Below are 13,647 nucleotides of genomic sequence, written 5' to 3' on the forward strand. Positions count from 1 at the left end.
GCCTGTGGACAACCGGAGGTCCGCCGGGCCTGCCGGATCTCCGTCGCCCGCGCTAGAGTCCGGGGAAAGGGACGTTACTGATCAGTAAGGGGAGCGGTTATGCGGCTCGGCATCAATCTCGGTTACTGGGGCGCCGGCATGGACGGCGACAACCTCGCCGTCGCGCAGGAGGCCGACCGGCTCGGCTACGACGTCTGCTGGGCGGCCGAGGCGTACGGCTCCGACGCCCCGACCGTGCTGACCTGGGTCGCGGCCCAGACCGAGTCGATCGACGTCGGCTCCGCCATCATGCAGATCCCGGCCCGCCAGCCCACCATGACGGCGATGACCGCCGCGACCCTCGACTCGCTGTCCGGCGGACGCTTCCGCCTCGGCCTCGGGGTCTCGGGCCCGCAGGTCTCCGAGGGCTGGTACGGCGTGAAGTTCGACAAGCCGCTGGCCCGCACCCGGGAGTACGTGGAGATCGTCCGCAAGGCCATGACCCGCGAGCGCGTCGCGTACGAGGGCGCGCACTGGACGCTGCCGCTGCCCGACGGCCCCGGCAAGCCGATCAAGCTCACCGTGCACCCCCAGCGCGAGCACATCCCGCTCTACATCGCCGCGATCGGCCCCAAGAACCTGGAGCAGACCGGCGAGATCGCCGACGGCGCCCTGCTGATCTTCCCCTCCGCCGAGCATCTGGAGGAGACCGCGATCCAGCCGCTGCGCGCGGGCCGCGAGAAGGCGGGCAAGACCATGGAGGGCTTCGACGTCAGCCCGACGCTGCCGCTCGCCGTCGGCGACGACGTGATCGGCCTCGCCGACATGTTCCGCCCGTACACCGCGCTGTACGTCGGCGGGATGGGCAGCCGGAAGCAGAACTTCTACAACCAGCTCGCCCAGCGCATGGGGTACGAGAAGGAGGCGGCCGAGATCCAGGACAAGTACCTGGACGGGGACAAGGCCGGGGCCGCCGCGGCCGTACCGCACCAGCTGATCGACCAGACCGCGCTGCTCGGTCCCGTCGAGCGGATCGCCGAGCGGATCCAGGCCTACGCCGCGGCGGGGGTGACCACGCTCAACCTCGCCCCGGCCGGCTTCACCCTGGAGGAGCGGCTCACCGCCCTGCGCGCCGGCACGGACGCCCTGGAGCGCTCCGGGCTGGCCTGACGGGTCCCCTGGTCCCGGGACAGCACTACGGCCGTGGTGGGGGCTCGGGGGTCCTCCCCGCCACGGCCGTCACCCGGAACAACGCAGTCCGCGCCCAAGGGTTACGCGGCCGGTGACCGCTGTTCCCGGCCGCTCCGGTTGCCGATCGGCCCGAGGCGCTTTTGACTCTTTCTGCGCACTACTGCTCCGCGGACTCGGGCTCCGCGGGCAACGGGTACGGAGGTGGCCGTCATGCTCTCAGCGCAGACCCTGTTCCAGGAGATCCTGGACGACGACGAGTCCTACCGTCTCTTCTGTTCCATCGCCGCCAGCGGTGAGGCCCAGGGTGGCTGGGAGAACGCCCGCATCGCCGCCCTCGTCCCGGAGAGCGGCCGTGACCTGGCCCCCAAGATCGTCCGGCACGGCGCCGACGAGGACAAGCACGGCCGCATCTTCAACGCGCTCCTGAAGAAGCGCGGCCTCCCGCCCGTCGAGGTCCCGCCGGAGACCGACTACACGATGCTCCTGGAACAGCAGGGCATCGGGCTCGCGCACTCCCGGCTGCGCGGCGAGCAGCGGCTCAGCGAACGCGACATCATCACCTATCTGGCCCACAGCCGCGTCACCGAGCAGCGCGCCTCCGAGCAGATGCGCCTGCTGCGCCGGTACTTCGCCGACCACCCCGACATCGGCCGCGCGGTGAAGATGATCTCCCACGACGAGGACAACCACCTCGCCTACTGCCACGAGGAACTCCTCCGCCTCGCCCGCGCCGGACACGGCCGGACCATCCAGCGGATCATGCGCGAGTGCGCCCTGGCCGAGATCCGGGTCTACCGCGACGTGAGCCTCGCCGTGATGGCCAACATGGGGCGCGTGCTGGGCTGGTCCCGCCCCAAGGCCGCCGTGCTCGCCGCGGGCATCCACGCGGTGTACGCGTACGAGCGCCTCGTCGGCTGGCGGCGCATGGTCACCCTGGAGATGCCGCGGCGGCGCGACGCGCTCGGCGGCCCCGTCGCACCGGAGCACGAGTTCGCCTGAGGGCCCGGACCGGGTCCGCCGGGCGCTCAGAGCCAGCCGCGCCGCTTGAACAGCCGGTAGAGACCGAACACGGCGCACCCCATCAGGCCGACCACCGCCGGGTAGGTCCACACCCAGTGCAGTTCGGGCATGTGGTCGAAGTTCATGCCGTAGACGCCCGCCACCATCGTCGGGACCGCGGCCATGGCCGCCCAGGCGGAGATCTTGCGCATGTCGTCGTTCTGCCGCACGCCCATCTGGGCAAGATGCGCCGAAAGAATGTCCGAAAGAAGCCGGTCCAACCCTTCCACCTGCTCGTTGGCGCGCGTCAGATGGTCGGCGACGTCCCGGAAGAACGGCTGCGCGTGCTCGTGGACGAACGGCACGCCCGCGCCCGCGAGCCGGGCCATCGGAGCGGTCAGCGGTCCGGCCGCCCGGCGGAACTCCAGCACCTGCCGCTTGAAGGTGTAGATCCGGGCCGCGGTGTTCTTCGAGTCGCCGCCGCTCGGGGCGAACACCTGCGCCTCCAGCTCCTCCAGGTCGAGCTGGAGCTCACCGGCGACGTCCATGTAGTGGTCCACGACGGCGTCGCTGACCGCGTACAGCACCGCCGTCGGGCCGTGCTTCAGCACCTCGGGCTCGGCCTCCAGCCGGCGGCGCACGGCCGCCAGCGGGGCCCCCTCGCCGTGCCGGACCGTCACCACGAACGAGTCGCCTATGAAGACCATCAGCTCGTCGGCGCTGACCGTGTCGCTCTCGGGCTCGTAGACGATCGGCTTGAGCACCGCGAACAGGGAGTCGTCGTAGACCTCCAGCTTGGGCCGCTGATGGGCCCGCAGCGCGTCCTCCACGGCCAGCGGATGCAGCCCGAACTCGTCCCGTACGCGGTCGAACTCCTCCTCCGTCGGCTCGTGCAGCCCGATCCACAGGAACGCCTCCCGTGCGGCCCGCGCCTCGTCCAGGGCGTCGGAGAAGTCGTCGGGCCGTTCGGTGCGGCGCCCGTCCCGGTAGATGGCACAGTCCACGATCACGGCGGGCATTCTTCCCCGAGATCGGCTCCCGCGCACCTCGGCCTCCCCTCTACGCTGGCGGGTATGCCCACGCTGATCCTCGTACGCCACGGACGCTCCACCGCCAACACCGCCGGAGTGCTCGCGGGCCGCACCCCCGGCGTCTCCCTCGACGAACGCGGCGCCGAACAGGCCGCGGCCCTGCCCGCGCGGCTCGCCGCGGTGGTCCCGGTGCTCGCCGTCAGCAGCCCCCTGGAGCGCTGCCGGCAGACACTCCAGCCGCTCCTCGACGCCCGCCCCGGCCTGCCCCTGCACACCGAGGACCGCATCAGCGAGTGCGACTACGGCGACTGGTCGGGACGGAAGCTGGCCGAACTGGCCGACGAGCCCCTGATGTCCGTCGTCCAGCAGCACCCCTCGGCCGCAGCCTTCCCGGGCGGCGAGTCGATGCGCGCGATGCAGGCCCGCGCCGTCGACGCCGTACGCGACTGGAACGCCCGGGTCGAGGCGGAGCACGGTGAGGACGCCACCTACGTCATGTGCTCGCACGGCGACATCATCAAGTCCCTCGTCGCCGACGCGCTGGGCATGCACCTGGACCTCTTCCAGCGCGTCCACGTCGACCCCTGCTCGGTCACCGCGATCCGCTACACCCGGCTGCGCCCCTTCGTCATGAGGCTCGGCGACACCGGCGACCTCGACGCCCTGGCCCCCCGCGAACACCCCGTCGGGGCGGACGCCACCGCGTCCCCCACCGACGACGGTGCGGCGGACGCGACGGTCGGGGGCGGTGCTGGCGCGCCGTGATCGCTCCGGGCAGTAGGGTGGACGCGCCGTAGCGCCGCCCAACCACCATCGAAGCTCAAGGGAGCAGGACGTGTCCCGTCAGGTGTTCCTCTACGACCCGCCGGACCGATTCGTGGCCGGTACGGTCGGGCTGCCTGGCCGCCGTACGTTTTTCCTGCAGGCGTCCTCCCAGGGCCGGGTCACCAGCGTCGCCCTGGAGAAGGCTCAGGTCACCGCTCTCGCCGAGCGGATCGACGAACTGCTCGACGAGGTCGTACGCCGCACCGGGGGCAACTCCCCGGTGCCCGCGGTGGCCCCCACCGACGTCTCCGACACCGCGCCCCTCGACGTGCCCGTCGAGGAGGAGTTCCGGGTCGGCACCATGGCCCTGGCCTGGGACGGCGAGGAACAGCGCATGATCGTCGAGGCGCAGGCCCTCGTCGAGCTCGACGCCGACTCCGAGGACGACCTCGCCGAGGCCGAGGAGAAGCTCCTCCAGGACGAGGAGAACGGCCCGCCGATGCTCCGCGTCCGGCTCAGCGGCGCCCAGGCCCGCGCCTTCGCCAAGCGGGCCCTGGACGTCGTCAACGCCGGCCGGCCGCCGTGTCCGCTGTGCAGCTTGCCACTTGATCCGGAAGGACACGTATGCCCGCGCCAGAACGGATACCGTCGCGGAGCCTGACCGGCACCGACCTGCTCACCCTGCTCACGGAGGGCACGATCACCGTCCTCGGGCAGGTCGGCGGGGCGTCCAACGCGGTGCTGCACTGCACGGTGGCGCACGAGGGCGAGGAGCGTCCCTGCGCCTACAAGCCGGTCGCGGGCGAGCAGCCGCTGTGGGACTTCCCCGACGGGACCCTCGCCCAGCGTGAGGTCGCCGCGTACGAGATCTCCCGGGCGACCGGCTGGGACCTCGTGCCGCCGACCGTGCTGCGGGACGGGCCGTACGGACAGGGCATGGTCCAGCTCTGGATCGACGGGCCCGAGGACGGTGAGGACGTCCCCGAGCTGCTGGCGCTCGTCGAGGGCGAGGAGCCCGGCGACGGCTGGAAGGCCGTGGGCTTCGCGGACGTGGGGGAGGGGAAGACCGCGCTGCTGGTGCACGCCGACGACATCCGGCTGCGGCGGCTCGCCGTGCTGGACGCGGTCATCAACAACGGTGACCGCAAGGGCGGACACCTGCTGCCCGCCCCCGGCGGACGGATCCTCGGCATCGACCACGGTGTCACCTTCAACGCGGACGACAAGCTCCGGACCCTGCTCTGGGGCTGGGCGGGCGAGCCGCTGACCGAGGAGGCGCTGGCGGTGCTGGGCAGGCTCGGCGGTGAGCTGGAGCCGGGGGCCGCCCTCTCCACCCGGATGGCCGAACTCATCACAGCGGCCGAACTGGAGGCCCTGCGGCACCGGGTCGCCGCGCTGGTCGAGAGCGCCGTGCACCCGAAGCCGAGCGGCCAGTGGCCGCCCATTCCCTGGCCGCCGGTGTAGGAGGCTCCGCGTGCCGGCGCCGGCCGCTACCGCCTGACGGGGGTCTCGCGCAAGAGGGCCTCTTCGGACAGGTTTCCGGTGCCGGTTCGTATCCGGAAGCATCGTCCGGTTACGCTCATGACATGCATGCCTGGCCCGCTTCTGAGGTCCCCGCCCTGCCTGGCAAGGGCCGCGACCTTCGGATCCACGACACCGCGACCGGCGGACGGATCACCCTTGACCCCGGTCCCGTCGCCCGCATCTATGTCTGCGGCATCACGCCGTACGACGCGACCCACATGGGTCATGCGGCGACCTACAACGCGTTCGACCTCGTTCAGCGCGTGTGGCTCGACACCAAGCGGCAGGTCCACTACGTCCAGAACGTGACCGACGTGGACGATCCGCTGCTGGAGCGGGCCGTGCGCGACGGCCAGGACTGGACCGAGCTCGCGGAGCGCGAGACGGCACTCTTCCGCGAGGACATGACCGCCCTGCGGATGCTGCCCCCGCGGCACTACATCGGAGCGGTCGAGGCGATACCGGGCATCGTGCCCCTCGTCGAACGCCTCCGGGACGCGGGCGCGGCCTACGACCTGGACGGCGACATCTACTTCTCCGTCGACACCGACCCGCACTTCGGCGAGGTCTCCGGCCTCGACGCCGAGGCGATGCGCCTGCTCTCCGCCGAACGCGGCGGCGACCCGGAGCGCCCCGGCAAGAAGAACCCCCTCGACCCGATGCTCTGGATGGCCGCCCGCCCGGGCGAGCCGAGCTGGGACGGGGCCTCCCTGGGCGAGGGTCGCCCGGGCTGGCACATCGAGTGCGTCGCCATCGCGCTCGACCACCTCGGCATGGGCTTCGACATCCAGGGCGGCGGCTCCGACCTCGCCTTCCCGCACCACGAGATGGGCGCCTCCCACGCCCAGGCGCTGACCGGCGAGCACCCGTTCGCCAAGGCGTACGTCCACGCCGGAATGGTCGGCCTGGACGGCGAGAAGATGTCCAAGTCGCGCGGCAACCTGGTGTTCGTCTCGACGCTGCGCCGCGAGGGCGTGGACCCGGCGGCGCTCCGGCTCGCCCTGCTCTCCCGCCACTACCGGTCCGACTGGGAGTGGACGGACCAGGTGCTGGCCGAGGCCGTCGAGCGCCTCGCGCGCTGGCGGGCCGCCGTCTCGCGCCCCGACGGACCGTCCGCCGAAGCCCTGGTCGAAGAGGTCCGCGAAGCCCTCGCGGACGACCTGGACAGCCCCGCCGCGCTCGCCGCGGTGGACCGCTGGGCCGCGCTCCAGAGTGCGGAGGGCGGCACCGACGAGGGCGCGCCCGGCGTCGTCTCGCGTACGGTCGACGCCCTGCTCGGGGTCGCGCTCTAGCTCCTGTACGGGGCGGAGCGTGGCTCCGGCACAGAGACGGAGCGCCGCACGGGATCGTCTCCCGTGCGGCGCTCCGCCGTTCGTCACCGCTGTGCGGTCAGTCCTCGTCGGGGGTCTCCCCGGAGCCGTTGCCGGGGTCCTTGCCCGGCGTCTCGTCCGGCCCCTCGGCCCCCTGGCCGTCGGCGTCCCTGCCCCGCCCCGGCTCCGTGCGCGGCGGCTTCGGCGGGCGGGTGCGGCCGGTTGCGGGGTCGCGCAGATACGGTATGTCGCCGGACTCCGTCGCATGGCCGCCGGGCCCCTGCCCGGGGCCGCCGTCCCGGCGTCGCAGATAGCGCTCGAACTCCCGGGCGATCGCCTCGCCGGACGCCTCGGGAAGCTCCGCGGTGTCCCGCGCCTCCTCCAGCGTCTGCACGTACTCGGCGACCTCGCTGTCCTCCGAGGCCAGTTGGTCCACCCCGAGCTGCCAGGCCCGCGCGTCCTCGGGCAGTTCGCCCAGCGGGATCCGCAGCCCGATCAGGTCCTCCAGGCGGTTCAGCAGGGCCAGCGTCGCCTTCGGGTTCGGCGGCTGCGACACGTAGTGCGGGACCGCCGCCCACAGGCTGACCGCCGGCACCCCGGCGTGCGTGCAGGCCTCCTGGAGGACCCCGACGATGCCCGTGGGCCCTTCGTACCGCGTCTCCTCCAGGTCCATCGTCCGGGCCAGGTCAGCGTCCGAGGTGACCCCGCTCACCGGCACCGGCCGGGTGTGCGGGGTGTCGCCGAGCAACGCGCCCAGGATGACGACCATCTCGACGCCCAGCTCATGGGCGAAGCCGAGGATCTCGTTGCAGAACGACCGCCAGCGCATGGAGGGTTCGATGCCGCGCACCAGGACCAGGTCCCGGGGCTTGTCGCCGCCCACCCGCACCACGGACAGCCGCGTCGTCGGCCAGGTGATCTTCCGGGTGCCGCCGTCCAGCCACACCGTGGGCCGGTTGACCTGGAAGTCGTAGTAGTCCTCGGCGTCCAGCGCCGCGAACACCTCGCCCTTCCACTCCCGGTCCAGATGACCGACCGCTGTGGAGGCGGCGTCCCCGGCGTCGTTCCAGCCTTCGAACGCGGCCACCATGACCGGGTCGATCAGCTCGGGCACCGACTCGAGCTCGATCACCCGGGCCTCCTTCCGATGTCTCCATACGTACGGAGCAACCTTACGGCTTCCGGGCCTTCCCGCCGCAGCTCTCTTGCACGGCCGGGTGAACCCTGCCACCAGGAGTGGATCATCGGCTCGATCAGTGCATCATGCCCCCGCCGGGCGGGCGGTCGGCCGGCTCCGCCTCAGTCGCGCGGCGCGGACGGGGCCTCCCGCCGCACCACCGGGGCGATCTCCTCCGCGAACCGCTGGAGCGTCTCCAACTGCTCCGGCCGGCCGAGGCCGAAACCGTCCACCGTGATCGACTGGAGGTCGTGGCGGTAGACCTCGTGCCAGCGCAGGATCTTGTCGATGATCTGCTGCGGGCTGCCGATCAGCTGCGGGCCGTCCTCGATCGCCTCCTCGATGGTGCGGAACGGGGTGTTGTAGCCGGCCTTGCCCTCCAGGTGCGGTTGGAAGATCTGCCGCACCCGTGCCTCGTACAGCTCCTTGTACCGTGTGACGGCCGCCTGCGAGGTGTCGGCGATGAGGAGGCCGCCCGATCCCGCCGCCACCTCGGCGTCCGCCGGATCGTGCCCGTAGGCCTCGAACCGCTCCCGGTAGTGGGCGATGAGCCGGGCGTAGGCCTCCAGCGGCTGGATGGCGTTGGCGGTGAACAGCGGGTCGCCGTGCTTGGCGGCCAGCTCGGGGGAGTTGAGGCTGGTCGCCGAGCCGTGCCAGATCCGGGGCACGCCCGCGTACGGGCGCGGCACCGTCGTCACGTTCTTCAGGGGCGGCCGGAACTCGCCCTCCCAGTCGACGCCCTCCTCGCTCCACAGCCGCCGCAGCAGCTCGTACTTCTCCTTCTGGAGGTCCCACTGCCGTGCCTCGTCGAGCCCGAACAGGTCGAAGTGGCCGGCCTCCGCGCCCTTGCCGACGACGAGTTCGACCCGGCCGCGGGATATCTGGTCGAGCGTCGCGAAGTCCTCCGCCACCCGGACCGGGTCGAGGATCGCGACGACGGTCACCCCGGTGAGCAGCCGGATGGTGCTCGTACGGGCCGCGATCGCGCCCAGCACCACGCTCGGGCTGGAGGAGAGGAAGGCCCCGGCGTGCCGTTCGCCGACGGAGTACGCCTCGAAGCCGAGCCGCTCCGCCACCGCGGCGGTGTCGATCACTTCCTCGAACCGGTCGGCGGCGGGGAGGAGTTCACCGGTGAGCGGGTGCGGCTCGTGGCCGATCAGGGAGAGCACGGAGAATCTCATGAACTCCACTGTCCCCGGGGCACGTTGCGGGCGTATGGCGGGAGTGTGGCGCGTGTGCCGGGGCGTTCGCGCGGGGCGGCGGGGCGGCTCCTTTACGGTGAGCCGCCCCGCCGCCCGTCCACGGCGGACCCGTGGCGACGGGGTCAGTCCTTGTCGGCCAGCAGCTTCTCGACGCCGGCGCGGACGTCGTCCGTCGCCAGGCCCCGGATCGTCAGCGTGGTCCGGCGGCGCAGCACGTCGTCCGCCGTCTCGGCCCACTCGTGGTCCCGGGCGTAGGCGACCTGGGCCCAGATCTCCGGGGCGTCCGGGTGGACGCGCTCGGCCAGCTCCGGGCTCTCGTTGGCCAGCCGGGCGATGTCGAAGGCGAGCGAGCCGTAGTGCGTGGCCAGGTGCCGGGCGGTGTCCGGGGCCATGCGCGGGCCGGGCGCCGGGCCGTCGATCAGCAGCCGGTGGGCGACCGCGTTCGGGTTGGCGATGCCGGGCAGCGGGAGCTTGCGCGGCAGCCGGTTCATCGGCTCCATGTCCTCGGCCAGCGGGTGCCCGGGGAGGGCGGCCAGCTTGTTCATGACGGTGCGGCCGATGTGGCGGAAGGTCGTCCACTTGCCGCCCGCGACCGACAGCATCCCGCCGCGGCCCTCGGTGACGACCGTCTCGCGCTTGGCCTTGGAGGTGTCGCCGGGACCGCCGGGCAGCACGCGCAGACCGGCGAAGGAGTAGGTGATCAGATCGCGCGAGAGCTGCTGGTCCTTGATCGAGAACGCCGCCTCGTCGAGGATCTGCGCGGTGTCGGCCTCGGTCACCGAGACGTCCGCCGGGTCGCCCTCGTACTCCTCGTCCGTCGTGCCGAGGAGCAGCATGTCCTCCCACGGCAGCGCGAACGTGATGCGGTACTTGTCGATCGGGGTGGCCAGCGCCGCGCGCCACGGCCGGGTCCGCTTGAGGACCAGGTGCGCGCCCTTGGAGAGCCGGATGGAGGGGGCCGCGTTGGGGTCCTCCATCTTCCGCAGGTGGTCGACCCAGGGGCCGGTGGCGTTCAGCACGAGGCGGGCGTCGACGCCGAACTCGGTGCCGTCGGTGCTGTCCTTCAGCTCGGCGCCGGTGACCCGGCCCCGGGTGAAGCGGAGCCCGGTGACGGCCGCGTGGTTGAGGACGACCGCGCCCGCGTCGACCGCCGCGCGGACCGTCATCAGCGCCATGCGGGCGTCGTTCATCTGGTCGTCGCGGTAGACCGCGACCGCCTTCAGGTCGTCCGTGCGCAGCTCGGGGACGTCGCGCTGGGCCTTGGCCGGGGAGATGACGTGGCCGACGCCGTCGCCGAACGCGGACAGCGCGGAGTAGGCGAAGACGCCCGCGCCGAGCTTGGCCGCGCCGTGCGGGCCGCCCTTGTAGACGGGCAGGTAGAAGGTGAGCGGGTTGGCCAGGTGCGGGGCCACCTCGCGGGAGACCGCGCGGCGCTCGAAGTGGTTCTCCGCGACCAGCTTGACCGCGCCGGTCTGGAGGTAGCGCAGACCGCCGTGGAGGAGCTTGGAGGAGGCGGAGGAGGTGGCGCCGGCGAAGTCGCCGGCGTCCACCAGGGCCACCCGCAGCCCGGACTGCGCGGCATGCCAGGCGGTGGAGATGCCCAGGATGCCGCCGCCGATGACCAGGAGGTCGTACGTGGCCCGGGACAGCTGGTCCCGGGTCTCGGCGCGGCTCGGCAGCGAGCCGGAGGCCGGGTGCGTTCCGAGGGCGGGAACGCTCTGCAGGGTGGTCATGGTGATGCTCCTCGTCAGCTTTCTTCGTCCTCGATCCAGCCCATGGTCCGTTCGACGGCCTTGAGCCAGCTCTTGTACTCGCGGGCACGGGTGTCCGCGTCCATGCGGGGTGTCCACTCGGCGGCCCGGCGCCAGTTGGCGCGCAGCGCGTCGGTGTCCGGCCAGAAGCCGACGGCCAGACCGGCGGCGTAGGCGGCGCCGAGGCAGGTGGTCTCGGCGACCATGGGGCGCACCACGGGCGCGTCCAGGAAGTCGGCGAGCGTCTGCATCAGCAGGTTGTTGGAGGTCATCCCGCCGTCGACCTTGAGCGCGGTCAGCTCGACGCCGGAGTCCTTCGTCATGGCGTCGCTGATCTCGCGGGTCTGCCAGGCGGTGGCCTCCAGGACGGCACGGGCGATGTGCGCCTTGGTGACGTAACGGGTGAGACCGGTGATCACCCCGCGGGCGTCGGGACGCCAGTAGGGGGCGAAGAGGCCGGAGAAGGCGGGCACGAAGTACGCGCCGCCGTTGTCCTCGACCGAGGAGGCCAGGGTCTCGATCTCGGCGGCCGACTTGATCAGGCCCATCTGGTCGCGCATCCACTGCACCAGCGAGCCGGTGACCGCGATGGAGCCCTCCAGCGCGTACACCGGGGGCTGGTCGCCGATCTGGTAGCCGACGGTGGTGAGCAGCCCGTTGTACGAGTTCACCGGGGTGCCACCGGTGTTCATCAGCATGAAGGTGCCGGTGCCGTACGTGGACTTGGCCTCGCCCTCGGAGAAGCAGGTCTGGCCGAACAGGGCCGCCTGCTGGTCGCCGAGCGCGGAGGCGACCGGGACGCCGTCGAGGATGCCGCCCTTGGCGTTGCCGTAGACCTCGGCGGAGGAGCGGATCTCGGGGAGCACCGCGGCCGGGATGCCGATGGAGGACAGGATCTTCTCGTCCCAGGCCATCGTGTGCAGGTTCATCAGGAGGGTGCGCGAGGCGTTGGTGACGTCGGTGACGTGGACGCCGCCGTCGGTGCCGCCGGTCAGGTTCCAGATGACCCAGGAGTCCATGGTGCCGAAGAGGATGTCGCCGCGCTCGGCGCGCTCGCGCAGTCCCTCGACGTTGTCGAGCAGCCAGCGGACCTTGGGCCCGGCGAAGTACGAGGCGAGCGGCAGTCCGGTCTCGCGGCGGAACCGGTCCTGGCCCACGTTGCGGCCGAGCTCCTTGCAGAGCGCGTCGGTGCGGGTGTCCTGCCAGACCAGCGCGTTGTGCACCGGCTCGCCGGTGTTCTTGTCCCAGAGCAGCGTGGTCTCGCGCTGGTTGGTGATGCCGATCGCCTTGACGTCGGCGGAGGTGATGCCGGCCTTGACGATGGCCCCGGCGACGACCTCCTGGACGTTCTCCCAGATCTCGGTCGCGTCGTGCTCGACCCAGCCCGGCTTGGGGAAGATCTGCTCGTGCTCCTTCTGGTCGACGGAGACGATCCGGCCGTCCTTGTCGAAGACGATGCAGCGGCTGGAGGTGGTGCCCTGGTCGATGGCGGCGATGAACGGTCCGCTGCCGTGGGTGCCGGTGGTGTGTGCGTCGGTCACGATGTGCTCCCGGAAGTCTGTGGAATGAGGAGGGTGCGGCTAGGCGAAGGCGAGGTTGTAGAGCCCGCCGGCGAGTGCGCCGCCGACGAGCGGACCCACGATGGGTACCCACGCGTAGCCCCAGTCCGAACCACCCTTGTTCGGCAGCGGCAGCAGGGAGTGCACGATGCGCGGACCGAGGTCGCGGACCGGGTTGATGGCGTAGCCGGTCGGGCCGCCGAGCGAGAGGCCGATGCCGACGACGACCAGGGCGGTGATCAGCGCGCCGAGCACGCCGATGCCGTTGCCCCCGTCGTTCAGGCCCTGGGTCAGGATCGCCAGGACCAGCACGGCGGTCGCGATGATCTCGGTGACGACGTTCTGGACACCGTTGCGGATCTCGGGGCCGGTGGAGAAGATCCCGAGCACCGGGCCCGCCTTCGGGGCGGCGGTCTGGTCGACCATGCCCTCGTCGGTGGACGTGGTGCCGACGATCTCCGGGTCGGTCAGGTGGGCGTGGAACTGGCCGTAGTAGACCGCCCAGACCAGCAGGGCGCCGATCATCGCGCCGAGCAGCTGCGAGCCGAGGTAGAGGGGGACGTCGCCCCACTCCGTGCCGCCCTGGATGGCCAGGCCGACCGTGACCGCGGGGTTGAGGTGGGCGCCCGATACGCCGCCGGCGAGGTAGGCGCCGGTCAGCACGGCGAAGCCCCACCCGAAGGTGATGGCCAGCCAGCCCGCGTTCCGGGCCTTCGAGCTCTTCAGCGTGACGGCGGCACAGACACCGCCGCCGAGCAGGATGAGTACGGCGGTACCTATGGTCTCGCCGATGAAAATGTCGGAGCTGGACACCCGCGACTCCTTTGTCCTTCGTCCAGGGGAGAGCGGAGCACCGGTCCCGCCGGTGTTCCGCGCCCCAGATGGGTATCCACGAAGCGTGGGCAGCCCACCTGTAAGGGCTTGACCGGCCCTTGGCACTGTCACACCCTAACGCGTATTGCCGTTAGTCGTTCGACAATGCCGACCGTTGAACGGCAGTGTTTCCCCCGAGTGAAGGAAGCGTCAAGGGTTCCGGGGACCACGACTCGGTGCGCGACGGGATCGTTACCGCAAGGGACCGGGACGGGCCGGGCCGGGGCGCGCGTGGGTGCGACACCGGACGCCGGGCGTCGGGGGCGGACGCGGCTGCGCAGGGGCC

General features: G+C 71.8%; 12 protein-coding genes. 6 read left to right on the plus strand and 6 right to left on the minus strand.

The window, feature by feature from the left end:
* The first annotated feature begins 99 nt into the window (after window positions 1-99).
* On the plus strand, window positions 100-1,149 hold the full coding sequence (locus tag DTB53_RS36280; protein ID WP_012381564.1) for an LLM class F420-dependent oxidoreductase: 1,050 nt from the start codon (window positions 100-102) through the stop codon (window positions 1,147-1,149).
* Between the two features lie 231 nt (window positions 1,150-1,380).
* Window positions 1,381-2,169, plus strand: a complete 789-nt coding sequence (locus tag DTB53_RS36285; RefSeq protein WP_012381565.1) for a hypothetical protein — start codon at window positions 1,381-1,383, stop codon at window positions 2,167-2,169.
* A 26-nt stretch (window positions 2,170-2,195) separates the two neighbouring features.
* On the opposite strand, the gene corA is transcribed toward DTB53_RS36285, so the two are convergent.
* Window positions 2,196-3,188: a magnesium/cobalt transporter CorA gene (gene corA / locus DTB53_RS36290; protein WP_003970144.1), complete on the minus strand. Its 993-nt coding sequence runs from the start codon at window positions 3,186-3,188 to the stop codon at window positions 2,196-2,198.
* 54 nt (window positions 3,189-3,242) lie between these two features.
* On the opposite strand from corA, the gene DTB53_RS36295 reads away from it, so the two are divergent.
* The 4 genes from DTB53_RS36295 (at window position 3,243) to mshC (ending at window position 6,781) form a co-directional block, all read left to right on the plus strand.
* The gene (locus DTB53_RS36295) at window positions 3,243-3,965 is read left to right on the plus strand and encodes a histidine phosphatase family protein (protein WP_012381566.1); all 723 of its coding nucleotides are present in this window, start codon (window positions 3,243-3,245) and stop codon (window positions 3,963-3,965) included.
* A 70-nt stretch (window positions 3,966-4,035) separates the two neighbouring features.
* On the plus strand, window positions 4,036-4,626 hold the full coding sequence (locus tag DTB53_RS36300; RefSeq protein ID WP_003970146.1) for a DUF3090 domain-containing protein: 591 nt from the start codon (window positions 4,036-4,038) through the stop codon (window positions 4,624-4,626).
* Window positions 4,590-5,429, plus strand: coding sequence for an SCO1664 family protein (locus DTB53_RS36305; protein WP_003970147.1), 840 nt, complete (start codon window positions 4,590-4,592; stop codon window positions 5,427-5,429). Before DTB53_RS36300 ends, DTB53_RS36305 begins: the two co-directional genes overlap by 37 nt.
* A gap of 122 nt (window positions 5,430-5,551) precedes the next feature.
* Complete coding sequence (gene mshC / locus DTB53_RS36310) at window positions 5,552-6,781, plus strand: cysteine--1-D-myo-inosityl 2-amino-2-deoxy-alpha-D-glucopyranoside ligase (RefSeq protein ID WP_012381568.1); 1,230 nt, start codon at window positions 5,552-5,554, stop codon at window positions 6,779-6,781.
* A gap of 97 nt (window positions 6,782-6,878) precedes the next feature.
* On the opposite strand, the gene DTB53_RS36315 is transcribed toward mshC, so the two are convergent.
* The 5 genes from DTB53_RS36315 to DTB53_RS36335 form a co-directional block, all read right to left on the minus strand.
* Window positions 6,879-7,931, minus strand: a complete 1,053-nt coding sequence (locus tag DTB53_RS36315) for a PAC2 family protein (RefSeq protein ID WP_012381569.1) — start codon at window positions 7,929-7,931, stop codon at window positions 6,879-6,881.
* Window positions 7,932-8,098: 167 nt separating this feature from the next.
* On the minus strand, window positions 8,099-9,157 hold the full coding sequence (locus DTB53_RS36320) for an LLM class flavin-dependent oxidoreductase (protein ID WP_003970150.1): 1,059 nt from the start codon (window positions 9,155-9,157) through the stop codon (window positions 8,099-8,101).
* 143 nt (window positions 9,158-9,300) lie between these two features.
* A complete protein-coding gene (locus DTB53_RS36325; protein WP_003970151.1) occupies window positions 9,301-10,911 on the minus strand; it encodes a glycerol-3-phosphate dehydrogenase/oxidase in 1,611 nt (536 codons plus the stop codon).
* Window positions 10,912-10,925: 14 nt separating this feature from the next.
* Window positions 10,926-12,470 (minus strand): glycerol kinase GlpK, encoded by a 1,545-nt coding sequence (gene glpK, locus DTB53_RS36330; RefSeq protein WP_012381570.1) that lies wholly within the window; start codon window positions 12,468-12,470, stop codon window positions 10,926-10,928.
* Between the two features lie 39 nt (window positions 12,471-12,509).
* On the minus strand, window positions 12,510-13,301 hold the full coding sequence (locus DTB53_RS36335) for an MIP/aquaporin family protein (RefSeq protein ID WP_003970153.1): 792 nt from the start codon (window positions 13,299-13,301) through the stop codon (window positions 12,510-12,512).
* Window positions 13,302-13,647 lie beyond the last annotated feature (346 nt).

Origin of the sequence: Streptomyces griseus (genome assembly GCF_900460065.1) — a bacterium.
Taxonomy (GTDB): domain Bacteria; phylum Actinomycetota; class Actinomycetes; order Streptomycetales; family Streptomycetaceae; genus Streptomyces; species Streptomyces griseus.